This is a genomic window from Pseudomonas sp. TH41 (assembly GCF_016650695.1).
In the GTDB taxonomy this organism is placed as follows: domain Bacteria; phylum Pseudomonadota; class Gammaproteobacteria; order Pseudomonadales; family Pseudomonadaceae; genus Aquipseudomonas.
The window spans coordinates 2,290,481-2,313,957 of the sequence record NZ_JAEKFH010000003.1; the positions used below are offsets into that span (position 1 = coordinate 2,290,481).

Consider the following 23,477-nt stretch of genomic DNA (forward strand, 5'->3'; position numbering starts at 1 on the left):
TAAGGCCGAGAACAAAAGTGGCGGGCATTATTGCAAATACTTCTTGTTAACAAAAGTAATAGAGTCTCTTTTTTTCCTCCATTGCTAGCCGCTCGTCCTTTGCAGGCGCTAGTCTTTGTCTTTCCGAAGGGAGTTTTCTAATGTCCGCACCCTCTGTTTTGATCGCCGGCTGCGGTGATATCGGTAGTCGTCTGGCGACCCAATTGTTGGCTTTTGGGTGGGAGGTTTATGGTCTACGGCGTGACATCTCACGCCTGCCCAAGGGAGTGATTGGCGTTGCTGGCGACTTGTTCAATGAAGACTGTCCGGAGACTTGGCCAGTCGGTGCGGTGGATTACCTGGTGTATTGCGCGGCAGCCACGGATCGCGATGAAGCCGGTTATCGCGCTGCTTATGTGCAGGGCTTGCAGCATGTGCTGGGCTGGCTGAACGACTACGGTCAGGTGCCCAATCGACTGCTGTTCGTTTCCAGCAGCAGTGTTTATGGCCAGCAGGATGGCGAGTGGGTCGATGAGACTTCGCCAGCGATGGCCGCGGGCTACTCGGGACGTTTGATGGTTGAAGCCGAGCAGGTTGCCCTGAACAGCGGCATCCCGGCCAGCATCGTACGGCTGACCGGTATCTACGGGCCGGGTCGCGAGTGGTTGTTGACTCAGGTTCGTCGGGGTTATCGCGTCGAGGTCGATCCGCCGCTGTATGCCAATCGCATTCATGCCGACGATGCCGCAGGGTTGATGGCGTGCCTGCTGGAGGCGGATGGGCGCGGCGTGGCGCTGGATGATGTCTATATCGGTGTCGACGATGCGCCAGCGCCGCTTGCCGAGGTGGTGGGCTGGTTACGCGACTATTTGGGCGTGACGGAATGGGCCGATGACGCGAGCGTGCGGCGCACCGGGAGCAAGCGTTGCAGCAATGCTCGAGTGAAAGCATTGGGCTGGGTGCCAAAGTACCCGAGCTATCGCGAAGGCTACGCCGCCATCCTCGAAGGCCGCTGCTGACTTCCAGGCACCGCAAACCAAATGTGGGAGCGAGCCTGCTCGCGATGGCGGCATAACAGTCAACGATGATGTTGAATGTTACGACCTCATCGCGAGCAGGCTCGCTCCCACATGGTTAATGCGTTGCTTACTGCTTCTCGAGCAACCACTTGCGATCACCCGGGGTGAACGAAGGCATCTCGTCCCCCTGCGCGGTGTTCACAGCCTGGAGAATCTCCAGTTCCTTGCCCTTGCGCGCAAAGATCCAGGTATTGCCCTGGCCGTTCAGTTGCAACCACATGTTGTCGTTGCCACCGCTCATTGACGCGCAATCGCCGGCGAGACACAGCGCATAACGATCCGCACCTGGCAGACCTGCAACCTGGCCGTCGGCCTGGAACTGCACGGTGTTGCCTTCACCGGGACCGTTGACGACTGTCCAGCTGCCACCCATATAAGCGGAATACAGCGCGCGTTCGAAACTGGCGCCAATCGGTGCGCCCTCCGGCACTGAAATCAGGGCGCGGTCGAAGACCTGTGCCGGTTCATTATCATTGGCGATCTGGCTCAGTTGCTTGCCATCACGCTTCAGCTCGCTGGCGGAGCTGCCATAAAAGTCGACTTTCCAGGCGCCGGACTCTTCGCCCAGCAGCTTGCCTTCGACGTTTTCAAAGCCGTTGGTGTAGCGGGCCTGAGCGGCCTTGGTGTTGACGTCCCATTCCAGGTTCGGGCCGTAAGCCTGGAGCGCTTCACGCAGGGGGCCGCCTTTGGATGCAGCATCGATCGCCGCCTGATTGATCCAGGTGCCACTGATATCACGGTCGGCAGGGTTGCTGGCACATCCGCCCAAGAGTAGGGCGGCCAGCGAGAGAGCTAGCGCAGTGCGCATGGTGAAATCCTTTCAAAACGCTTTTATACATACGGCAGCGGCGCAACCTTTGAAGGTTGCGCCGGACGCATTACTCGATGACCAGAATGGCATCCATTTCAACCTGCGAACCCTTTGGCAGGGCCGCTACGCCGATGGCGGCGCGGGCAGGGTATGGCTGGTCAAAGTACTTGCCCATGATTTCGTTGACCTTGGCGAAGTGGCTCAGGTCGGTGAGGAAGATGTTCAGTTTGACGATGTCCTTGAACGAACCACCGGCAGCTTCAGCCACGGCCTTGAGGTTCTCGAACACCTGGACGGTCTGGGCTTCGAAACCTTCAACCAGTTCCATGGTTTTTGGGTCCAGAGGGATTTGACCCGACATGTAGACGGTGTTGCCAGCCTTGATCGCCTGGGAGTAAGTACCGATGGCAGCCGGGGCCTTGTCGCTGGTGATAACAGTCTTGGTCATGGATGACTCCTTGTAATGGGTGGGTTACGCACGCATGCGGGTGATGCGAATCACCCCGGTCAGGGCGCGCAGTTTCTTGATCACTCGGGCCAGGTGTACGCGGTCGTGCACACTGACCACCAGTTGGACCACGCTGATGCGACCATCGCGCTCGTCCATGCTGATTTTTTCGATATTGCCGTCGGCGGCGTTGACGCTGCTGGCAAGCAGCGCGATCAGGCCGCGCTGGTGTTCCAGCTCGACGCGCAGTTCGACGTTGAATTCGCCGGTGACATCCTTGGCCCACGAGAGCTGGATGCATTTTTCCGGGTTGTGGCGGATTTCGCTGATGTTGCGGCAGTTGTCCAGGTGCACGACCATGCCTTTGCCCGCCGACAAGTGGCCGACAATCGGGTCGCCCGGGATCGGCGTGCAGCACTTGGCGTAGCTGAGCACCAGGCCTTCGGTGCCGCGAATGGCCAGCGGACCTTCCGCGTTTGGCAGCTGTTCGCCTTCGCCGATCAGGCGGCGGGCGACCACATAGGCCATGCGATTGCCCAGGCCGATGTCTTCGAGCAAGTCTTCGATCAGTTCAAGGCGATACTCGGTGAGCATCGCTTTGACGCGCTCGGCTGCAACCTTCTCCAGGGAGCTGTTGAAGCCGTTGAGGACCTTGTTCAGCAGGCGTTCGCCGAGGCTGATGGACTCGGAGCGGCGTTGCAGCTTCAGTGCGTGGCGGATGTGCGTACGTGCCTTGCCGGTGACCACGAAGTTGAGCCACGCCGGGTTCGGCCGTGCGCCGGGGGCGCTGACGATCTCGACCGTGGAGCCGCTTTGCAGGGGTTCGGACAGCGGTGCGAGACGTCGGTTGATCCGGCAGGCAATGCAACTATTGCCCACGTCAGTGTGTACCGCGTAAGCAAAGTCGACCGCGGTGGAGCCTTTGGGCAGCTCCATGATCCGGCCTTTGGGCGTGAACACATAGACCTCGTCCGGGAACAGGTCGATCTTCACGCTTTCAATGAATTCCAGCGAGTTGCCGGCGCGTTGCTGCATTTCCAGCACGCCTTTGACCCACTGACGGGCTCGGGCGTGAGTGCCTTTGGGCTGCTCGTCGCCGCTGGATTTGTATAGCCAATGGGCGGCGATGCCGTTGTTGGCCATCTCTTCCATTTCACGGGTGCGGATCTGGATCTCGATCGGAACACCGTGCATGCCGAACAGCGTGGTGTGCAGCGACTGATAGCCGTTGGCCTTGGGGATCGCGATGTAATCCTTGAAGCGACCCGGCAGTGGTTTGTATAAGTTATGCACAGCACCCAGCACGCGGTAGCAGGTGTCGACCTTGTCGACGATAATCCGGAACGCGTACACGTCCATGATCTCGTTGAAGGCCCGACGTTTGCCGCGCATTTTTTTATAGATGCCGTAGAGGTGTTTCTGGCGTCCGCTGACTTCGCCCTGGATTTCGTCGATGGCCAGGCAGTGGCTGAGGGACTCTTCGATCTTGTTGACGATTTCCTTGCGATTGCCCCGGGCGCGTTTGACCGCCTGGTAGATTCGCGCGGAACGCATCGGGTGCATCGCCTTGAAGCCGAGGTCTTCGAATTCTATGCGGATGGCGTGCATGCCCAGCCGGTTGGCAATGGGGGCATAGATTTCGAGGGTTTCCTTGGCGATGCGTCGGCGTTTCTCGCCCGACAGCACCTCCAGCGTGCGCATGTTGTGCAGGCGGTCGGCCAGTTTGACCAGGATCACGCGAATGTCGCGCGCCATGGCCATGGCCATTTTCTGGAAGTTTTCGGCCTGGGCTTCGGCTTTGGTCTCGAAGTTCATCTGGGTCAGTTTGCTGACCCCGTCGACCAGTTCGGCCACGGTTTCGCCGAACTGCGCTTGCAGCGCTTCCTTGGCAATGCCGGTGTCTTCGATCACGTCATGCAGCATCGCAGCCATCAGGCTCTGATGGTCCATGTGCATGTCGGCAAGAATGTTCGCAACCGCGAGTGGGTGCGTGACGTACGCTTCGCCGCTACGGCGGCGCTGGCCGTCGTGGGCTTGTTCGGCGTAGAAGTACGCTCGGCGGACCAGGTTGACCTGGTCCTTGCCGAGGTAGGCCGATAAGCGATCGGCGAGGGCGTCTATGCTCGGCATGATGACTCCTGCCGTTCGCTGTGACCCCGCGCCGTGCTACGTCGACCAGGCATAGGCTTAGACGGCCTCGTTGGACTCGTCCTCGAACGCTGCGAACAGCGGTTCGTCTTCGACGATTTCAGCATTGGCGATGAACTCGTAGCTCATCAGGCCTTCAGCGATTTCACGCAGCGCTACAACGGTAGGCTTGTCGTTTTCCCACTGTACCAGTGGCTCTTTGCCGCCGGTGGCCAGTTGACGGGCACGCTTGGTGGACAGCATGACCAGTTCAAAACGGTTTTCCACGTGGTTCAGGCAGTCTTCAACGGTTACGCGGGCCATGGTATTCCTCGGAGCGAATGCAATATGCGCGCTGCCCGGGTGGGCGAGCGGACTCAACAGTTTAAAAAATCACCAGCGATTAGGGAAGCGCTGATTTTTTGACCAAGCCCTTCACGCGCTGCAAGTGCCAATGTAAAGCCCTTGCAGCGCTTTTGGGAAGTGCTGTTTAGCCGAGCAATTCAGCCAAAAGTTTTCCGTTGCGCTGCTGCTGACGCTTCTGATGCAGCTGATTGGCACGGAAAATCGCCTGCAAATCGCGCAGTGCGTGGGCGAAATCGTCGTTGATGATCAGGTAGTCGTAGTCGACGTAGTGGCTCATTTCGCTGACGGCTTCGCGCATCCGGCCATCGATGACCTCGTCGCTGTCCTGGCCGCGATTGTTCAGGCGCTGATGCAAGGCTTGCAGCGACGGCGGCAGAATGAAGATCGAACGGGCCTGGGGCATCAACTTGCGCACTTGCTCTGCACCCTGCCAGTCGATTTCCAGAATCAGGTCATGGCCTTCGTCCAGGGTCTGCTGCAGGTGGCTCTGCGAAGTGCCGTAGAGATTGCCGAACACTTCGGCGCGCTCGAGGAAATCCCCGTGCTCGATCATCTTCACGAACTCGCTGCGTTCGACGAAGTGATAATTCACGCCGTTCACTTCACCGGGGCGCATGGCACGGGTGGTGTGGGAGACCGAGACACGGATCTCCTGATCAGCGTCGGTCAGGGCCTTGACCAGGCTGCTCTTGCCCGCGCCCGAAGGGGCGGAAATGATGTACAGGGTGCCGGTGCTGTGGGTCATGTCGGGTTTGCCTTACTCAATATTCTGCACTTGTTCGCGCATCTGCTCGATCAACACTTTGAGGTTGACCGCCGCTTGGGTGCTACGCGGGTCGAAGGCTTTGGAGCCCAGTGTGTTGGCTTCGCGGTTGAGTTCCTGCATCAGGAAGTCCAGGCGCCGACCGGCAGCGCCGCCGGACTTGAGCACCCGGCGAACTTCGATGATGTGAGTGCTCAGGCGATCCAGTTCTTCGGCGACGTCGCTCTTCTGAGCGAGCATGACCATTTCCTGTTCCAGTCGCTGCGGGTCCATCTCGGCTTTCATGTCGGCGAAGCGGTCGAGGACTTTCTGGCGCTGAGTCGCAAGCATCTGCGGGACCAGCTCTCGCAGGGTTACCACGTCTTCTTCAATGGAGGTCAGGCGATCGTTGATCAGCCGCGCCAGCTCGGCGCCTTCGCGTTCGCGGCCGGCCTTGAGCTCTTTCAGGCCTTCGTTGAACAACGCCAGCGCTTCGGCATTCAGCGCTTGCGGGTCGGTGGCGTCGCCCACGAGTACGCCGGGCCAGGCCAGGACTTCGAGTGGATTGAGTGCGGCCGGGTTCTTGATCAGGCTGGCGATCGTCTCGGCGGCGGCGACCAATTGCGCGGCGCGCTCGCGGTCCACTTGCAGTGGCTTGTCGGTATTTTCTTCGGTGAAGCGCAGGGTGCATTCGAGCTTGCCCCGGGAGATGCCCTGACGCAGGGCTTCGCGGACTGCGCCTTCGAGGTCGCGAAACGACTCCGGCAAACGCACGTGCGGTTCCAGGTAGCGGCTGTTGACCGAGCGCAGTTCCCAGCTCAGGGTGCCTTGGGCACCGGCTTTTTCGACGCGGGCGAAGGCGGTCATGCTGTGCACCATGGAGGTACCTCGCAATGCAGGTCCATGCGTTACCGAAGGTTTCGCGGACCCGCTATCTGTGAATTAAAGCCGACAGGCAGTAAAGGCGCAGGATTGTAGCGCAGTGGGGCGGATGCGCCCAAACACACGGAGTGACAAAGGGCTGCAGGCCGTCGGCAAAGCGCTGTTCTAAGCTCAAGCAAGGGCCTTCAATCGTCGGGCGGATTTTTTAGAAGTGCCCAGTCTTGGTTGACGGCTCTATAATGCTCGGCAGTTTTCCGTCCCCGTACAGGTATTCCCTATGAAACGTCCAAGTGGTCGCGCTGCCGATCAGCTCCGCTCGATCCGCATCACCCGCAACTACACCAAACACGCCGAGGGATCTGTACTGGTCGAGTTCGGTGATACTAAAGTCATTTGCACCGTCAGCGTCGAAAACGGCGTGCCGCGTTTCCTGAAAGGTCAGGGCCAAGGCTGGCTGACCGCCGAATACGGCATGCTGCCGCGCGCCACCGGCGAGCGTAACCAGCGTGAAGCGAGCCGTGGCAAACAAGGCGGCCGTACCCTGGAAATCCAGCGTCTGATCGGTCGTTCCCTGCGCGCGTCCCTGGACATGTCCAAGCTGGGCGACGTCACCCTGTACGTCGACTGCGACGTGATCCAGGCTGATGGCGGCACCCGCACCGCGTCCATCACCGGTGCCATGGTTGCACTGATTGATGCCTTGAAAGTGATCAAGAAACGCGGCGGCCTGAAAGGCGGCGACCCGCTGAAACAAATGATCGCCGCCGTTTCGGTCGGCATGTACCAGGGCGAGCCTGTGCTCGACCTCGACTACCTGGAAGACTCGGCTGCCGAGACCGACCTGAACGTGGTGATGACCAGCACGGGCGGTTTCATCGAAGTTCAGGGCACTGCCGAAGGTGCACCGTTCCAGCCAGAAGAGCTGACCGCTATGCTGGAACTGGCGAAGAAAGGCATGACCGAGATCTTCGAACTGCAAAAGGCTGCACTGGCCGACTGATTGGACCGCTCCACGCAAGGAGGACGCCATGAGTGACGAGCAACTGCCGCTTCCCACGCCGAGCCATGAGGTTCGTCAGTGGGCGATGTTTTGTCACTTGTCCGCCTTGCTGGGGATCTGGGTTCCCTTCGGTACGCTGATCGGCCCGCTGATTCTCTGGCAGATGAAGCGTGAGATGGACCCGTTCATCGATGCGCAGGGCAAGGAGGCGCTGAATTTTCAGATCACTGTCGCCATTGCCTCCGCCATTTGCTTGTTGCTGATGGTGGTGATCGTCGGGTTCTTCCTGTTCGGTCTGGTCGCGATCGGTGCGCTGGTGCTGGCGATCATCGGCGGCGTGAAGGCTAATGAAGGGCTGCCTTACCGGTATCCGTTCACTTGGCGGTTGATCAAATAACGATCAGCTGTAGGAGCGAGCTTGCTCGCGATGGTGTGTCAGCTACATTGATGTTGACTGACACACCATCGCGAGCGAGCTCGCTCCCACATTGAAAAATCAGCGTGCACAAAAAAACCGCCAGCAATCAGGCTGTGTGAAACGCAGTTCCCCGCGGTTTAAAACAAATGCCCCGACTTTTCGGGGCATTTGTTTTTATGAAATTAAATTAACCTCTCCAGCCCACACACGTTTCGTTCTTACACTTTTAGTCACAACTGCAAAGCCTCAGCACGGCCTATATGTTTGGCGTTGAGACTTGTCGGTTGATAAAGTTGCCACAAGTAATATTTATTCAGAAATATTTCGATATATTAAGGCCATTGACGGTCCTTGAATTTAAAAAACAATCAGTGTTGAGACGATCAACCTGTTCAAGAGGCGTGTCCAGGTAAAAAGTTCGCCCCTGAATATATATCCAAGAATATCCCAATGATTCAGCTCGATTTTTATGGAACACTTGTGGCCGCCTCTTTAGTACTGTTACTGGGGCGCGGGCTGGTCACACGAATCGGTTTTTTACGCAGTTACAATATCCCTGAGCCTGTAGCAGGTGGTCTGGTAGTGGCTCTGCTTCTTCTGGCTTTGCGGGGGGGTGATATCGATGTCCGATTTGACACCTCACTGCAAACTCCCTTGATGTTGGCTTTTTTTGCCACCATCGGCTTGAGTGCAGACTTTGCCAGCCTGAAGAAAGGCGGGCGCGTAGTAGGGATCTTTCTTCTGGCGGTCATCGGGCTTCTGGTGGTCCAGAATGCCATGGGCATTGGCCTCGCAAAGGCCTTGGGGCTCGATCCGTTGATGGGCTTGTTGACGGGCTCGATTACGTTGTCTGGCGGTCACGGTACCGGCGCTGCATGGGGAGCGACGTTCAGCGAGAAGTTTGGCCTGGCTTCCGCCTCCGAACTCGCGATGGCCTCTGCTACGTTTGGCTTGGTGCTGGGTGGTTTGATTGGTGGTCCGGTCGCTCGCCTGCTCATCAAACGTGTCCAGACACCCGGTTGCGAGAAAGATAAGCCGCCACTGCCGAAGGGCTTTGAGCAGCCAAACAAAGAGCGCTCGATCACGCCGTTTTCGTTTATCGAGACGCTCGCCCTGATCGCCGTCAGTCTGATGGCAGGCTCCCTCTTGAATGGCCTGCTCCACGGAACTGCATTTGAGTTGCCGACGTTCGTATGTGTCTTGTTCGTGGGTGTGGTCTTACGCAATGGCCTTTCCGCACTTGGCTTGTATCAGGTGTTTGAGCGTGAAGTTTCCGTGTTGGGGAATGTCAGCTTATCGCTGTTTCTGGCGATCGCTCTGATGTCGCTCAAGCTGTGGGATCTGGCAGCACTGGCGTTACCGATCTTTATCATCCTGGCCGCGCAAGCGTTGGTCATGGCACTGTTTGCGATTTTCGTGACATTCAGAATGATGGGCAGCAACTACGATGCGGCAGTTCTGGCGGCAGGGCACTGCGGTTTTGGACTAGGAGCAACGCCAACGGCCATCGCTAACATGCAGGCGGTGACACAACGCTACGGACCTTCGCAGATAGCGTTCCTGGTGGTGCCAATGGTGGGAGCTTTCTTCATCGATATCATTAATGTCGTCGTGATCAAGTTGTACCTTGCGCTGCCGTTTTTCGCCGCTGTTTGAAGTTCTGGTCACTGGGCCTGTGTTGACAGGCCTGAGTGAACTACTTAGTGCATAAAAAAATGCCCGTATCTTGCGATACGGGCATTTTCTTTGACCGGCGAGTAGATTGCCCGGTTTTCATACAGTCTGACTGACGTCGGCGTGTTCGCGTCTGCGAAGCGACGCTTAGATGGTCAGCGTCCAGTCGTAGTCCACGATCAGCGGTGCATGCTGCGAGAACCGTGGTTGACGTGGCAAGCGTGCGCTGCGAACGAAACGACGCAGGCCCGGAGTCAGCAACTGATAGTCGAAGCGCCAACCGAGGTTGAGCATTTCCGCCTGTTCGTTGTCCGGCCACCAGCTGTACTGGTCGCCTTCACGGCTGACTTCGCGCAGGGCATCGACATAACCCATGTTGCCGACAATCTCGTCCATCCAGGCCCGTTCAGGTGCCAGGAATCCCGGGGATTGCTGGCTGTCGCGCCAGTTCTTGATATCCAGCTTCTGTTGCGCCACGTACAGCGAGCCACAGTAGATGTACTCGCGACGTTTGCGTCGCTGTTTATCCAGATAACGGGCGAAATCGTCCATTAGCTTGAACTTCTGGTTCAAGTCTTCATCGCCATTCTGCCCCGAAGGGAGCAGCAAGGTCGCGATGCTGACCTTATCGAAATCGGCTTGCAGGTAGCGCCCGTAGCGGTCGGCCGTCTCGAAGCCGAGACCGCTGATGACTGCCTTCGGTTGCAACCGCGAATACAAAGCCACGCCACCCTGGGCGGGAACTTCGGCTTCGCAGGCATAAAGGAAGTAGCCATCCAGTTGGAAGGCTGGATCGTCCAGTTCAAAGGCGGAGGCGCGGGTGTCCTGCAGGCAGATGACGTCGGCATTCTGTGCTTGCAGCCAACTGAGCAAACCTCGCTCCACTGCAGCCTGAATACCATTGACGTTCACACTGATGATCCGCATAAATGGCCCCAAAAATCGCGTGCGTGTATGATACACGGCGTCAACCTAATTAGCTAAATCCGTGGTATTTGGGGTTTTTTTCATGCAAGCGTATCAGCGCGACTTCATTCGTTTTGCCATTGATCGTGGCGTTTTGCGCTTCGGTGAGTTCACCCTGAAGTCCGGGCGTACCAGTCCATACTTCTTCAATGCCGGCCTGTTCAACTCAGGTTCGGCCCTGGCGCAGCTAGGTCGTTTCTACGCGGCAGCCATCGTCGAGAGCGGTATTTCCTTCGACGTACTGTTCGGTCCGGCCTACAAAGGCATCCCGTTGGCTGCGACCACCGCAGTGGCGCTGGCCGAACACCATGGCCGTGATTTGCCATGGTGCTTCAACCGCAAGGAAGCCAAGGCCCACGGCGAAGGCGGTAGCCTGGTCGGCGCCCCGCTGACCGGCGACGTATTGATCATCGACGACGTGATCACTGCAGGCACTGCCATCCGCGAAGTGATGCAGATCATCGCGTCCCAGGACGGCGCCAAGGCTGCCGGCGTACTGATCGCCCTCAACCGTCAGGAGCGTGGCAACGGCGAGTTGTCGGCGATCCAGGAAGTGGAGCGCGATTTCGGTATTCCGGTGATCAGCATTGTTTCGCTGAACCAGGTGCTGGAGTTCCTGGCGGACGATCCGCAGCTCAAGCAATACTTGCCGGCGGTAGAAGCCTACCGCGCCCAGTTCGGCGTCTGACAACATGGATTCTGTAGGAGCGAGCTTGCTCGCGATGGACATAAGAGCACCGCGTTTCGTCAGGCGCCCCGCGTAATCGTTGACGTTTTTCGCGAGCAAGCTCGCTCCTACAGGGATCGCAGGCAAAAAAAGACCCCGCTCAACCAGGTTGAGCGGGGTCTTTTTGTGTGTGCTGCTTAGGGACGCTTGCGATTGCTGATCAACGTGCCCACGCCGGTATCGGTGAAAATCTCCAGCAGGATCGCATTCGGCACCCGACCGTCGATGATCAACGAGCTACCCACGCCGCCCTGAACCGCTTCCAGCGCGCAACGGATCTTTGGCAGCATGCCGCCATAGATGGTGCCGTCGGCGATCAACTCGTCGACCTGCTGGGTGGTCAGGCCGGTCAGGACCGTGCCTGACTTGTCCATCAGGCCGGCAATGTTGGTCAGCAGCATCAGCTTCTCAGCTTTCAGTGCTTCAGCCACTTTACCAGCCACCAGGTCGGCGTTGATGTTGTACGACTCGCCATTGGCGCCCACACCAATCGGTGCGATCACCGGAATGAAGTCACCTTTGACCAGCAAGTTCAGCAGATCGGTGTTAATCCCGACCACTTCGCCAACCTGGCCGATGTCGATGATTTCCGGTTGGGTCATCTCCGGCGTCTGGCGGGTCACGGTGAGCTTTTTCGCACGAATCAGCTCGGCGTCTTTGCCGGTCAAGCCGATGGCGCTGCCGCCATGACGGTTGATCAGGTTGACGATGTCCTTGTTCACCTGGCCGCCGAGGACCATTTCCACCACGTCCATGGTCTGCGCGTCAGTCACCCGCATGCCGTCGATGAAGTGGCTCTCGATCGACAGACGCTTGAGCAGGTCGCCGATTTGCGGGCCGCCACCGTGAACCACCACCGGGTTAATGCCGACGGCTTTCATCAGCACGATATCGCGGGCGAAGCCGGTCTTCAGCTCCTCGCTTTCCATCGCGTTGCCGCCGTATTTGATCACCAGCGTCTTGCCGACATAGCGGCGAATGTAAGGCAGCGCTTCGGACAGGACCTTGGCGGTGTTGGCGGCGGCTTCGCGTTCGAGGGTCATTCAGGGCTCCGGCACTTCGATAAAAGGCGCTTCAATAAATTAAAACGGTAGTTGGAGATCAGGTGCAACACGCTTCAACTGGACTTTGAAAACGTCCTTGATGCGTTGCAATTCCGCCTCGTCATCGGCCTCGAAACGCAGCACCAGCACCGGTGTGGTGTTGGACGCGCGCACCAGGCCCCAGCCTTTGGCGTAGTCGACTCGCACGCCGTCAATGGTGGTCAGGTCAGCGCCTTCTCCCCACTTCGCGTCGTGCAATGCATCAATGATGCTGAATTTGCTCTCTTCGGTCACATGGATATTGATTTCCGGCGTAGAAATATCGTTCGGGAAGGTCGCAAACAGCTCTTCCGCCGAGGATTTTTCCTTGCTGAGGATTTCCAGCAGTCGCGCGGCGCTGTAAATGCCGTCGTCGAAACCGAACCAGCGTTCCTTGAAGAAGATGTGCCCGCTCATTTCGCCGGCCAACAGCGCGCCGGTCTGTTTCATTTTCTTTTTGATCAACGAGTGACCGGTCTTCCACATGAGCGGGCGACCGCCGTATTCCTTGATTAGCGGCGTCAGGCGGCGGGTGCATTTGACGTCGAAGATGATTTCCGCGTCGGTGTTGCGCGCCAGTACGTCGCGGGCGAACAGCATCAGCAAGCGGTCCGGGTAGACGATGCTGCCGGTGTTGGTCACTACGCCTACGCGATCGCCGTCGCCGTCGAAGGCCAGGCCGATGTCGGCGTTGGTTTCCTTGACCTTGGCGATCAGGTCCACAAGATTTTCAGGCTTGCCCGGATCCGGGTGATGGTTCGGGAAGTTGCCGTCGACTTCGCAGAACAGCGGGATGACTTCGCAGTTCAATGCTTCGATAAGTTGCGGGGCAATCACGCCGGCAGCGCCGTTGCCGCAGTCGACCACCACCTTCAGACGGCGGGCGAGTTTGATGTCCTGGACGATTTCGGTGTTGTAGCGATCGAGAATCTCGACCTGGGTGACGCTGCCTTTGCCGCTGCTCAGATTGTTGGTCTTGAGGCGGTCGTGCAGGGCCTGAATCTGTTCGTTGGCCAAGGTGTCGCCAGCGATGACGATCTTGAAGCCGTTGTAGTTCGACGGGTTGTGGCTGCCGGTGAGCATCACCCCGGATTTACCGGCCAGGACGTTGGCGGCGTAATACAACGCAGGCGTAGGCACCAGGCCAACGTCGCTGACGTGGCAACCGCTGTCGGCGAGGCCTTTGATCAATTGTTCAACCAGTTCCGGGCCGGACAGGCGACCGTCGCGGCCAACGGATACGTTCGGTTCGTCCTGGGCCAGACTCTGGGCACCGATGGCGCGACCGAGCCAATAAGCGGTTTCAGCGTTCAGAAATTCCGGGACGGTGCCGCGAATGTCGTAGGCGCGGAAGATGCTGTCGGGGAATTTGGGTGCGACTTGGGCTGGGCTGCTCATTACTGGAAATGCTCCATCTCGAAGGTGGCTGGACCTGGCCGCGAAGTACTCGTCGACCGGCTCAAACTGAAGGGTATGACGGCGTTTTCCACTGAGAGTTCGTGGTGCGAAAAGGCCATGACATCGACGTCAGTGCGTATTTGGTCGGCCAATGCCTTGATTTCCGAAGCTAAAACTGTCGCTGAAATAGACCCGATTTCCCTGTAGGAGCTGCCGAAGGCTGCGATCTTTTGACTTTGGCTTTAAAAACAAGATCAAAAGATCGCAGCCTGCGGCAGCTCCTACAAGGAGGACTTCAGTGGCTGCCGGAATGCCCGAAGCCGCCCGCGCCGCGCTCGGTTTCAACGAACTCTTCGACCATCTCGAAGTGTGCTTGAACCACCGGCACCAGAACCAGCTGAGCCAGGCGTTCGCCAACCACCATGTTGAAATCGGTCTGGCCACGGTTCCAGCACGAGACCATCAATGGCCCCTGGTAGTCGGAGTCGATCAAACCGACCAGATTGCCCAGTACGATGCCGTGTTTATGGCCCAGACCTGAGCGCGGCAGAATCAGCGCCGCCAAACCTGGGTCGCCGATATAGACGGACAGGCCGGTCGGGATCAGCACGGTTTCGCCCGGCTTGATCACGGTGTCTTTTTCCAGCATGGCGCGCAGGTCGAGGCCGGCGGAGCCAGGTGTGGCGTACTGCGGCAGCGGGAATTCGCTGCCGATGCGAGGGTCGAGGATCTTGGCTTGCAAAGCGTGCATGTAAATTAAACCTGGTTCAGACGTTCGGCGATAAAAGTGACCAATTGTCGAGCAATCTTGCTCTTGCTGGTCTGGGCGAAAAGTGTGGCGTGTAACTGACGGTCGATCACGCTGCAGGCGTTTTCTTCGCTGTTGAAGCCAATACTCGGGTTGGCGACGTCGTTGGCGACGATCAAATCGAGGTTCTTGTCTTTCAACTTGCGGGCCGCGTAATCGAGTAAGTGTTCGGTTTCGGCGGCGAAACCGACACTGAACGGACGGTCGGGGCGCGTGGCGATGGTGGCCAGGATGTCCGGGTTGCGCACCATCTGCAGCAACAAGCCGTCGCCGTTCGTAGGGTCTTTCTTGAGTTTCTGTGGGGCCACGACTTCTGGGCGGTAGTCCGCGACCGCTGCCGAAGCGATAAACAGGTCGCAAGGGATCGCGGCTTCACAGGCGGCGAGCATGTCGCGGGCGCTCACCACATCGATGCGCGTCACGCGATCCGGGGTCGGCAGGTGCACCGGGCCGGTGATCAAGGTCACGCGGGCGCCAGCTTCCACCGCGGCTTCGGCCAAGGCAAAGCCCATTTTGCCGGAGCTGTGGTTGGTGATGTAACGCACCGGATCGATGTTTTCCTGGGTCGGGCCGGCGGTGATCAGCACGTGTTTGCCGGTCAGTGCCTGGCGCTGGAAGCAGTCTGCTGCGCACTGTGCGAGGTCGGTGGCTTCGAGCATGCGGCCCATGCCGACGTCGCCACAGGCCTGGCTGCCGGAGGCCGGGCCGAAGACTTTCAAATGGCGGCTTTCGAGGGTTTGCAGGTTGGCCTGGGTCGCCGGATCGCGCCACATGGCCTGGTTCATCGCCGGGGCAACGGCGACCACCGCGTCGGTGGCCAGCACCAGCGTGGTCAGCAGGTCGTCGGCAATGCCTTGGGCCAGGCGGGCAATCAAGTCGGCGGTGGCGGGGGCGATCAGCACCAGGTCGGCCCATTTGGCCAGCTCGATGTGGCCCATCGCCGCTTCAGCCGCCGGGTCCAGCAGGTCGAGGTGGACCGGGTGCCCGGACAACGCCTGCATGGTCAATGGTGTAATGAACTCGCTGCCGCCACGGGTCATGACCACGCGCACTTCGGCGCCCTGATCGATCAGGCGACGGACCAGGTCGGCGCTTTTGTAGGCAGCGATGCCGCCGCCTACGCCCAGAACGATGCGTTTCCGATACAGCCGCTGCATAGGCCTGCCTTTCAATTCGATGGTGGCTGCATGGCGATACCCCCTCCCCAGGGATGAAATCGCCAGCAAAAAAGATGGGCTACGATATCACAGCGACCGCTACGGAACAGCGGCGCCCACACGACAAGGAGGTGCTATGAGTATTCGCGATTGGCCGGCGGCCGAGCGGCCGCGGGAGAGGTTACTTACGCTGGGGGCGGCGAGTCTTTCAGATGCCGAGTTGCTGGCAATCTTTCTACGAACCGGCGTATCCGGCAAAAGCGCGGTGGATCTAGCTCGGCATCTACTGAGTCAGTTTGGCAGCCTGCGCTCACTGCTCGAGGCCGATCTGGCCACGTTCAGCAGGCATTTGGGGCTTGGACCCGCGAAGTTCGCTCAATTGCAGGCGGCCCAGGAAATGAGCAGGCGGCATTTGGCCGAGCGGGCACGCCAAAAACCGACACTGGAAAACCCGCGCGCGGTTCGGGAGTACCTGAAATCGATGCTGCGCCACGAGCAGCACGAGGTGTTCGGCTGCCTGTTTTTGGACTCCAAGCATCAGGTGCTGACCTTCGAGGCGCTGTTTCGCGGTTCTATCGACAACACCAGTGTCCATCCGCGGGAGGTGGTCAAGCGTGCGTTGGCTAACAACGCAGCAGCCTTGATCCTCTGTCACAACCACCCGTCGGGGAACACCGACCCCAGTCAGGCCGACCGGGTGTTGACCAAGCGCCTGCAAAAGGCGCTGGAGTTGATCGATGTGCGGGTGCTCGACCATTTCATCATCGGCGACGGCGATCCGCTGTCCATGGCCGAGTACGGGTGGATGTAACCCACGTTCATGTAGGAGCGAGCTTGCTCGCGATAAACCTGAGAACGCCACGGGGTGTCAGGCTTCCCGCGTTATCGTTGGCCATCATCGTCGGAACGCCGCCCGGAGCAAGCTCGCTCCTACAGGTTTTGTGGCGAAATTATTTGAGGTTGACCTTCGAGTAATCCTGACGGCCGAACGGGCTGACCGAGTAACCCTCGACGTCTTTGCGCGTCAACGCGAAGGCGGTCGGGTGCGCCAGTGGCAACCACAGCGCCTGTTGCTGGATCTGTGTCTGGGCCTGTTCGTAGAGCTTGGTGCGCACACCTTGCTCACCGGTGGTCTTGCCGGCGCTGATCAGTTTGTCCAGGTCCTGGTTGCAATAACGGGCGAAGTTGGTGCCGGACTTGACCGCCGCGCAGGAAAATTGCGGCGTGAGGAAGTTGTCCGGGTCGCCGTTGTCGCCAGCCCAGCCCATGAACAGCAAGTCATGTTCACCGGCCTTGGCGCGGCGAATCAGCTCGCCCCACTCGATCACCCGGATCTCGGCCTGAATGCCGATTTCCGCGAGATCGGACTGAAGCAATTGCGCGCCGAGGCTCGGGTTCGGGTTCAGCAGACTGCCAGAGGGGCGGGTCCAGATGGTGGTCTGGAAGCCATCCTTCAATCCGGCCTTGGCCATCAATGCGCGGGCCTTTTCGACGTCATGCGGATAGCCCGGCAAGCCTTTGGCATAGCTCCAGGTGTTGGGCGGATACGGGCCGTTGGCGGGTTCGGCGGTGTCTTCGAAGACCGCTTTGATGTAGTTGGCCTTGTCGAACGCGAGGTTGATCGCCTGACGCACTTCAGGTTTATCCAGTGGCGGATGCTGGCTGTTGATGCCGACGAACGCGGTCATGAAAGCGTCAGTTTTTTCGACTTTCAATGTCGGCTCTTTCAGTGCTGCCTGTACGTCCAGAGGCTTGGGCGACAAAGCGATCTGGCACTCGTTGCGGCGCAATTTCTGCAAGCGCACATTGGCATCCGGCGTAATGGCAAAGATCAGCGGATCTACCGAAGGCTTGCCGCCGAAATAGTCGGCGTTAGCCTTGTAGCGAATTGAAGCGTCCTTCTGGAAGCGGGTGAAAATGAACGGGCCGCTGCCGATCGGCTGGCTGTTGAGCTTCTCCGGGGTGCCGGCCTTCATCAGCTTGTCGGCGTATTCAGCCGAATAGATTGAGGCGAAGCCCATGCTCAGGGTCGCGAGGAAGGTCGAGTCCGGATGGTCGAGGGTAAAGCGCACGGTCAGCGGGTCAAGTGCGTCGATCTTCTTGATCAGCGCTGGTAATTGCATCGATTGGGCGTGGGGGAAGCCGCCCTGTGCAACGGTGTGCCAGGGGTTTGCCGGGTCGAGCATGCGGTCGAAGCTGAACTTCACATCCTCAGCGGTCAGGTCACGTGTCGGACTGAAATATTCGGTGCGGTGGAATTTCACCTGCGGATGCAGTTTGAACACGTAAGTCAGGCCATCGGGCGTGATTTCCCAACTGTCCGCGAGGCTGGCGACCACTTTGCCGCTGGCGGTGTCGAAGTCCACCAGGCGGTTCATCAGCACGTCGGCAGAGGCGTTGGTGGTGGTCAGCGAGTTGTATTGCACCACGTCGAACCCTTCAGGGCTGGCCTCGGTGCAGACAGTCAGCGCGGCCGCCATAGCCTGTGGGCTCAGAAGAAGAGGGGCAAGCAGCAGGGGTAGGGCAGCGAGGCGCATGGTCGGATTCCTTTACAGATCGAAGGCCCATCTGCAAGTGCAGTCTGGAAAAGGCTTACCCTAGTGGGCTCTTTTGCAAATGACTATCCCCTTTTTCATTTTAAGGGGACTATAGGCGACTGTTTTCAGTGAGTGCTGGCTGAGAAAAATCCTGAATCGGCGCGTTGCCCGATTCTCTGCGACGAGCGGTCTTCATCGACGATAGCCTTTATCCTAGGCGCTCAAAGCCCGAAAAATGGGGTTTTTATCAGTTCAACGCACACGGAATGTTGTTGCTCTCTAGTCTTTCTGGTATAAAGCAGCGCTCTTTTCTAGGGGCCCGGTTCCTTCGTTTGTAGGTGTAGCCGGTAAGACCCTTAAAGAAACGCGGCGCCTGGCGCCAAATGACTGAGAGATTAAGCGGCCAACCCATGCCGGGTTGGGCATGTGGTTTTAGAGGGCTGAGGCATGTCGAGAGTCTGTCAAGTTACCGGTAAGGGTCCGGTGACTGGGAATAACATTTCCCACGCAAATAACAAAACCCGTCGTCGTTTCCTGCCGAACCTGCAGCATCACCGCTTCTGGGTTGAAGAAGAGAAACGTTTCGTGCGTCTGCGCGTATCTGCCAAAGGCATGCGCATCATCGACAAGCGTGGCATCACTGTCGTGCTGGCCGAAATCCGCGCCGCTGGCAAGATCTAAGGGAGCTAATCATGCGTGAATTGATTCGTTTGATTTCGAGCGCCGGTACTGGTCACTTCTACACTACCGACAAGAACAAGCGCACTACTCCGGACAAAATCGAGATCAAGAAATTTGATCCGGTTGTTCGCAAGCACGTGATCTACAAAGAAGGCAAAATCAAGTAATTGATTTTTCTCTCTTACGAAAAAGGCCCGTATCGCGAGATACGGGCCTTTTTTGTTGTTTGTCGAATCGGGTGCTATTAACGGCCCCAAGTTCTTAACAAAGATAGATTAACTGATTAGCCGCACTGGAAGTGGGTATAGAAGTTTCCTTCGTCGCTGATCACTCGGAGGCGATCGCTCCTGTATTCCTGGGTGTAAGTCTCGCCTGATTTTTCATGGCGTACGATTGCCGCCCCTGACAATAGGCGCAGCGCTTCTAAAAGCCCTGGTGTGACCTGAGTCGGCACGAAGGTGTTGTATGCAAAGTTACTATTGCATCGGCCAGGCTTGTTTGTGTTCTCGGCGGCCGAGGCTTCAAACATTCCAAAGCTCAGAGCAAGTACGGCTGTCAGGGCAGAACCTTTCAGAGAAGTGATTTTAGGCATCATGTTGCTTCCTTGCGTAATTGATTTTCAAAGCGCCTTTTTAGTTGGGTGTGAATCAGGTTTTTTGATCAGCCGCACTCGATGCTGACAATGATCCTGTCAGCATTGGTGTGCAGGTTGATTCGTCGCGGACGCAGGTCGAAAGTCGAGGGATACGTTGGCCCGGTGGCCCTTACGGGAGCCCCATTGGCCAGGGCGCGAACTTCTTCCAGCAACTCGGGAGTGCATTTCTGGCCGAGAGTGTACTGCGCGACGCTGAGGTCGCATTGATCAGGTAAGACAGGCATTTTGCCTCCTTGCAAATGTATTGGGTCAGGGCGCTCAATCGTCGGGTCGGCCGCACATCCTGTGCGTTACCGTCCCGACAATGAAATAGGTGGCGCCTGTTAACAGTCTTATCCGTTGTTGCGGGAATTGGCCAGCGACCGAATGTCAGCTTCTGTTTCAGTTTTTCAAGGTTCAGGCCTTCTGTTCAAACGCCACATAGATCTTGCGGCAAGGCTCCAGCACTTCCCAAGTGCCCCGGAACCCGGCCGGGATCACAAAGCGATCACCCGCGCGCACGGTTTTGCTATTGCCGTCATTGTCGCGCAGCACTGAGACGCCCTGAACGATTTCGCAGTACTCGTGTTCGGTGAAGTTCACCAGCCACTGGCCGACTTCGCCTTCCCAAACGCCTGCATTCAACTGGCCGCAAGGGCTGTTGTAGTGGTTGTACACCGCTTGTTCAGGGTCGCCCTTGAGGACTTTCGCCGGGTCCGGCCGATAGCGATCTGGCTGGGTGGTGGCTTGGCTGAAGTCGACGACATCCTGGATATTCATTGTTGTAATTCCCCGTGATTGCGGCGCGATGGCTGGAAAGACCCAAAGTCTATGTTTATTAAAATGAACACTGCAAGGCCGTTTGCCGACCTTGTGTCAAATATATTGAAACAACCCCGGTCACTGGTTTAGGGTGGCAGGTGCCTTGGGCCGATTGCAGGCTGGCCGGGCAGAATTCCTGACAGCACCCGCGAAGAACGCGGGGCGCTCGTATTCAATAAGAGGAGGACACTCGTATGACCACCCTGACTCGTGCCGATTGGGAGCAACGGGCTCGCGATCTGAAGATCGAAGGCCGTGCCTACATCAATGGCGAATACACCGATGCCGTCTCCAGCGAGACCTTCGAGTGCATCAGCCCGGTCGATGGCCGTCTGCTGGGCAAGATCGCCAGCTGTGACGCCGCCGACGCCCAACGCGCTGTTGAAAACGCTCGCGCCACCTTCAATTCCGGCGTCTGGTCGCGCCTGGCGCCAACCAAGCGCAAAGCCACCATGATTCGTTTCGCCGGTCTGCTGAAACAGCACGCCGAAGAGCTGGCCTTGCTTGAAACCCTGGACATGGGCAAGCCGATCAGCGATTCCTTGTACATCGACGTTCCAGGCGCGGCGCAAGCCCTGAGCTGGAGCGGTGAAGCCATCGATAAAATCTACGACGAAGTGGCGGCGACCCCGCACGACCAACTGGGTCTGGTGACCCGCGAGCCGGTCGGCGTCGTCGGCGCCATCGTGCCGTGGAACTTCCCGTTGATGATGGCCTGCTGGAAACTCGGCCCGGCGCTGTCCACCGGTAACTCGGTGATCCTCAAGCCGTCCGAAAAATCCCCGCTGACCGCCATCCGCATCGCTGCGCTGGCTGTTGAAGCCGGCATTCCGAAAGGCGTGCTGAACGTGCTGCCCGGCTACGGCCACACCGTCGGCAAAGCCCTGGCCCTGCACAACGACGTGGACACCCTGGTGTTCACCGGTTCGACCAAGATCGCCAAGCAACTGCTGATCTACTCCGGCGAATCGAACATGAAGCGCGTCTGGCTCGAAGCCGGCGGCAAGAGCCCGAACATCGTGTTTGCCGATGCCCCGGACCTGCAAGCGGCCGCTGAAGCCGCTGCCGGCGCCATCGCCTTCAACCAGGGTGAAGTCTGCACCGCTGGCTCGCGTCTGCTGGTCGAGCGTTCGATCAAGGACACCTTCCTGCCGCTGGTGATCGAAGCACTGAAAACCTGGAAGCCGGGCAACCCGCTGGACCCGGCGACCACTGTCGGCGCACTGGTGGATACCCAGCAGATGAACACCGTGCTGTCTTACATCGAATCCGGTCACACCGACGGCGCCAAACTGGTGGCTGGCGGCAAGCGTATTCTTCAGGAAACCGGTGGCACTTATGTTGAGCCGACGATTTTCGACGGTGTAAGCAACGCGATGAAAATCGCTCAGGAAGAGATCTTTGGGCCGGTACTGTCGGTGATCGCGTTCGATACCGCCGAAGAAGCCATTGCGATTGCCAACGACACGCCTTACGGCCTCGCCGCTGCGGTGTGGACCAAGGACATCTCGAAGGCTCACCTGACCGCCAGGGCGCTGCGTGCCGGTAGCGTGTGGGTCAACCAGTACGATGGCGGCGACATGACCGCACCGTTTGGTGGCTTCAAGCAGTCGGGCAACGGTCGCGACAAGTCGCTGCATGCGTTCGACAAGTACACCGAGCTGAAGGCGACCTGGATCAAGTTGTAAGTCGGTTTTCTTAACGACGCAGATCCCTTGTGGGAGCGAGCCTTTGTGGTGAGGGGATTTATCCCCGTTCGGCTGCGAAGCAGTCGCAAAACCAGTGAATGCGGTGTATCGATACTCCGCTGTTGCAGGTTTTGGGGCCGCTGCGCAACCCAACGGGGATAAATCCCTTCACCACAAAGGCTCGCTCCCACATTTGTTTTGTGTCGTCTGTGAAAAATAATATCCACAGGAGCGTGGAACATGCGTTGGGCGACTTATTTCGCCGTGTTGGCGTCGGTCTTGAGTGTCGGCCTGGCCCTGGGTGTCAGCATGCCGCTGGTGTCGTTTCGCCTGGAAAGCTGGGGTTACGGCTCGTTCGCGATCGGCGTGATGGCGGCGATGCCGGCGTTGGGTGTCTTGCTGGGCGCGAAAATCTCCAGCCACCTGGCGGCGCGTCTCGGCACGGCCAATCTGATGCGCCTGTGCCTGTGGGCCGGGGCATTGTCCGTCGGTTTGCTAGCGCTATTACCGAGTTATCCGATCTGGCTGCTGCTGCGGTTGATGATCGGGGTGGTGCTGACACTGGTCTTCATCCTCGGTGAAAGCTGGATCAATCAACTGGTGGTCGAGCAATGGCGTGGGCGGCTGGTGGCGCTGTATGGCAGCACCTACGCATTGAGCCAGTTGGGCGGGCCATTGCTGTTGGGAGCCTTGGGCACCGAGCAGGATTACGGCTTCTGGGTCGGCGTCGGTTTGCTGGTGGCGGCGCCGTTGCTGTTGCTGGGCCGCAGTGGCGCGCCCAGCAGCGAAGCCAGTAGCGTGACCTTCGGTGACTTGCTGAGTTTCTGCCGAGGCCTGCCGGCCATTGCCTGGGCGGTTTCGCTGTTCGCGGCGTTTGAAGCGATGATCCTGACCTTGCTGCCGGTGTATTGCCTGCGTCAGGGCTTCACGGCGGAAATCGCCCTGGCGATGGTCAGCACAGTCGTGGTCGGCGATGCCTTGTTGCAGTTGCCGATAGGGGCGTTGGCTGATCGCTTGTCACGACGCACGCTGTTCACCGGGTGTGCAGTGGTTTTGCTGCTGTCGAGCCTGGCGATCCCGCTGCTGATCGACACGTTGTTGATCTGGCCGTTGTGGGTGTTATTCGGCGCCAGTGCCGGGGGGCTGTTCACCTTGTCACTGATCCTGATCGGCGAGCGATACCGCGACGATGCGCTGGTGCGGGCCAATGCTCACATCGCGCAGCTGTGGGGGATTGGTTGTCTGGTCGGGCCACTGGCGGCCGGTGCCGGCAGCCAATGGATCAGTGGGCATGCATTGCCGTTGCTGATGGCGGCCGGTGCGTTTGGATTGGTGATTCTGGTGTCGCGCCAGGGTGCATTTGGCGCGGCGCAGCCGGCATGATTTTGTAGCAGCTGGCGAAGCCTGCGTTCGGCAGCTGCTACGGATCGCGTTATTGTGCTGGACGCGAG

At 58.6% G+C, this 23,477-nt stretch carries 24 protein-coding genes and 1 pseudogene; 10 read left to right on the forward strand and 15 right to left on the reverse strand.

Annotated elements, in window-relative coordinates:
• Positions 1–140: 140 nt before the first annotated feature.
• Positions 141–998, forward strand: coding sequence for an SDR family oxidoreductase (locus JFU37_RS13060; protein ID WP_201115677.1), 858 nt, complete (start codon positions 141–143; stop codon positions 996–998).
• Positions 999–1,125: 127 nt separating this feature from the next.
• Here JFU37_RS13060 and JFU37_RS13065 read toward each other — a convergent pair whose 3' ends face one another.
• The 6 genes from JFU37_RS13065 to JFU37_RS13090 all read right to left on the reverse strand — a co-directional run bounded on the left by JFU37_RS13065 (position 1,126) and on the right by JFU37_RS13090 (position 6,431).
• The gene (locus tag JFU37_RS13065) at positions 1,126–1,866 is read right to left on the reverse strand and encodes a hypothetical protein (protein WP_201115678.1); all 741 of its coding nucleotides are present in this window, start codon (positions 1,864–1,866) and stop codon (positions 1,126–1,128) included.
• 70 nt (positions 1,867–1,936) lie between these two features.
• Positions 1,937–2,317: a RidA family protein gene (locus JFU37_RS13070; RefSeq protein ID WP_003229509.1), complete on the reverse strand. Its 381-nt coding sequence runs from the start codon at positions 2,315–2,317 to the stop codon at positions 1,937–1,939.
• Between the two features lie 24 nt (positions 2,318–2,341).
• The gene (gene spoT, locus JFU37_RS13075; protein WP_201115679.1) at positions 2,342–4,447 is read right to left on the reverse strand and encodes a bifunctional GTP diphosphokinase/guanosine-3',5'-bis pyrophosphate 3'-pyrophosphohydrolase; all 2,106 of its coding nucleotides are present in this window, start codon (positions 4,445–4,447) and stop codon (positions 2,342–2,344) included.
• A gap of 57 nt (positions 4,448–4,504) precedes the next feature.
• Complete coding sequence (rpoZ, locus tag JFU37_RS13080; protein WP_007894670.1) at positions 4,505–4,768, reverse strand: DNA-directed RNA polymerase subunit omega; 264 nt, start codon at positions 4,766–4,768, stop codon at positions 4,505–4,507.
• 166 nt (positions 4,769–4,934) lie between these two features.
• The gene (gene gmk, locus JFU37_RS13085; protein ID WP_201115680.1) at positions 4,935–5,555 is read right to left on the reverse strand and encodes a guanylate kinase; all 621 of its coding nucleotides are present in this window, start codon (positions 5,553–5,555) and stop codon (positions 4,935–4,937) included.
• A gap of 12 nt (positions 5,556–5,567) precedes the next feature.
• The gene (locus JFU37_RS13090; protein WP_201115681.1) at positions 5,568–6,431 is read right to left on the reverse strand and encodes a YicC/YloC family endoribonuclease; all 864 of its coding nucleotides are present in this window, start codon (positions 6,429–6,431) and stop codon (positions 5,568–5,570) included.
• Positions 6,432–6,711: 280 nt separating this feature from the next.
• Here JFU37_RS13090 and rph point away from each other — a divergent pair, with 280 nt between their 5' ends.
• The 3 genes from rph (at position 6,712) to gltS (ending at position 9,508) form a co-directional block, all read left to right on the forward strand.
• Positions 6,712–7,434, forward strand: coding sequence for a ribonuclease PH (gene rph / locus JFU37_RS13095; protein ID WP_201115682.1), 723 nt, complete (start codon positions 6,712–6,714; stop codon positions 7,432–7,434).
• A 28-nt stretch (positions 7,435–7,462) separates the two neighbouring features.
• Positions 7,463–7,831 (forward strand): DUF4870 domain-containing protein, encoded by a 369-nt coding sequence (locus JFU37_RS13100; RefSeq protein ID WP_201115683.1) that lies wholly within the window; start codon positions 7,463–7,465, stop codon positions 7,829–7,831.
• Positions 7,832–8,302: 471 nt separating this feature from the next.
• Complete coding sequence (gene gltS / locus JFU37_RS13105) at positions 8,303–9,508, forward strand: sodium/glutamate symporter (RefSeq protein WP_201115684.1); 1,206 nt, start codon at positions 8,303–8,305, stop codon at positions 9,506–9,508.
• Positions 9,509–9,673: 165 nt separating this feature from the next.
• Here gltS and JFU37_RS13110 read toward each other — a convergent pair whose 3' ends face one another.
• On the reverse strand, positions 9,674–10,453 hold the full coding sequence (locus tag JFU37_RS13110) for an exodeoxyribonuclease III (RefSeq protein WP_007934608.1): 780 nt from the start codon (positions 10,451–10,453) through the stop codon (positions 9,674–9,676).
• Positions 10,454–10,535: 82 nt separating this feature from the next.
• Between JFU37_RS13110 and pyrE the strand changes: the two genes are divergently transcribed.
• Entirely contained in the window at positions 10,536–11,180 is a 645-nt protein-coding gene (pyrE, locus tag JFU37_RS13115; RefSeq protein WP_201115685.1) for an orotate phosphoribosyltransferase, read from the forward strand.
• 176 nt (positions 11,181–11,356) lie between these two features.
• On the opposite strand, the gene argB is transcribed toward pyrE, so the two are convergent.
• The 4 genes and pseudogenes from argB to coaBC all read right to left on the reverse strand — a co-directional run bounded on the left by argB (position 11,357) and on the right by coaBC (position 15,664).
• Positions 11,357–12,262 (reverse strand): acetylglutamate kinase, encoded by a 906-nt coding sequence (gene argB, locus JFU37_RS13120; protein ID WP_045059191.1) that lies wholly within the window; start codon positions 12,260–12,262, stop codon positions 11,357–11,359.
• Positions 12,263–12,301: 39 nt separating this feature from the next.
• Positions 12,302–13,705, reverse strand: a pseudogene (locus JFU37_RS13125) (phosphomannomutase/phosphoglucomutase); the annotation flags it as partial.
• A 289-nt stretch (positions 13,706–13,994) separates the two neighbouring features.
• Complete coding sequence (gene dut, locus JFU37_RS13130) at positions 13,995–14,450, reverse strand: dUTP diphosphatase (protein ID WP_201115687.1); 456 nt, start codon at positions 14,448–14,450, stop codon at positions 13,995–13,997.
• Positions 14,451–14,455: 5 nt separating this feature from the next.
• Positions 14,456–15,664: a bifunctional phosphopantothenoylcysteine decarboxylase/phosphopantothenate--cysteine ligase CoaBC gene (gene coaBC / locus JFU37_RS13135; protein ID WP_201115688.1), complete on the reverse strand. Its 1,209-nt coding sequence runs from the start codon at positions 15,662–15,664 to the stop codon at positions 14,456–14,458.
• Between the two features lie 136 nt (positions 15,665–15,800).
• On the opposite strand from coaBC, the gene radC reads away from it, so the two are divergent.
• Positions 15,801–16,475 carry a RadC family protein gene (gene radC / locus JFU37_RS13140; RefSeq protein WP_201115689.1) on the forward strand — a complete coding sequence of 225 codons (675 nt, stop codon included), beginning with the start codon at positions 15,801–15,803 and terminating at the stop codon, positions 16,473–16,475.
• Positions 16,476–16,614: 139 nt separating this feature from the next.
• Here the strand turns inward: radC and JFU37_RS13145 are convergent, their stop codons facing one another.
• A complete protein-coding gene (locus JFU37_RS13145; protein ID WP_201115690.1) occupies positions 16,615–18,201 on the reverse strand; it encodes an ABC transporter substrate-binding protein in 1,587 nt (528 codons plus the stop codon).
• 447 nt (positions 18,202–18,648) lie between these two features.
• On the opposite strand from JFU37_RS13145, the gene rpmB reads away from it, so the two are divergent.
• Both rpmB and rpmG read left to right on the forward strand, forming a co-directional pair.
• Positions 18,649–18,882: a 50S ribosomal protein L28 gene (gene rpmB, locus JFU37_RS13150; RefSeq protein ID WP_003176907.1), complete on the forward strand. Its 234-nt coding sequence runs from the start codon at positions 18,649–18,651 to the stop codon at positions 18,880–18,882.
• 11 nt (positions 18,883–18,893) lie between these two features.
• Positions 18,894–19,049: a 50S ribosomal protein L33 gene (gene rpmG, locus JFU37_RS13155; RefSeq protein WP_007894709.1), complete on the forward strand. Its 156-nt coding sequence runs from the start codon at positions 18,894–18,896 to the stop codon at positions 19,047–19,049.
• 116 nt (positions 19,050–19,165) lie between these two features.
• Here rpmG and JFU37_RS13160 read toward each other — a convergent pair whose 3' ends face one another.
• The 3 genes from JFU37_RS13160 to JFU37_RS13170 form a co-directional block, all read right to left on the reverse strand.
• Positions 19,166–19,477: a hypothetical protein gene (locus tag JFU37_RS13160; RefSeq protein WP_201115691.1), complete on the reverse strand. Its 312-nt coding sequence runs from the start codon at positions 19,475–19,477 to the stop codon at positions 19,166–19,168.
• Between the two features lie 65 nt (positions 19,478–19,542).
• A complete protein-coding gene (locus tag JFU37_RS13165; RefSeq protein ID WP_201115692.1) occupies positions 19,543–19,761 on the reverse strand; it encodes an I78 family peptidase inhibitor in 219 nt (72 codons plus the stop codon).
• A 172-nt stretch (positions 19,762–19,933) separates the two neighbouring features.
• Positions 19,934–20,296, reverse strand: a complete 363-nt coding sequence (locus JFU37_RS13170; protein WP_201115693.1) for a cupin domain-containing protein — start codon at positions 20,294–20,296, stop codon at positions 19,934–19,936.
• 236 nt (positions 20,297–20,532) lie between these two features.
• On the opposite strand from JFU37_RS13170, the gene JFU37_RS13175 reads away from it, so the two are divergent.
• The gene (locus JFU37_RS13175) at positions 20,533–22,026 is read left to right on the forward strand and encodes an aldehyde dehydrogenase (RefSeq protein WP_201115694.1); all 1,494 of its coding nucleotides are present in this window, start codon (positions 20,533–20,535) and stop codon (positions 22,024–22,026) included.
• Between the two features lie 240 nt (positions 22,027–22,266).
• Positions 22,267–23,409 carry an MFS transporter gene (locus JFU37_RS13180; RefSeq protein ID WP_201115695.1) on the forward strand — a complete coding sequence of 381 codons (1,143 nt, stop codon included), beginning with the start codon at positions 22,267–22,269 and terminating at the stop codon, positions 23,407–23,409.
• The last annotated feature ends 68 nt before the right edge of the window (positions 23,410–23,477 follow it).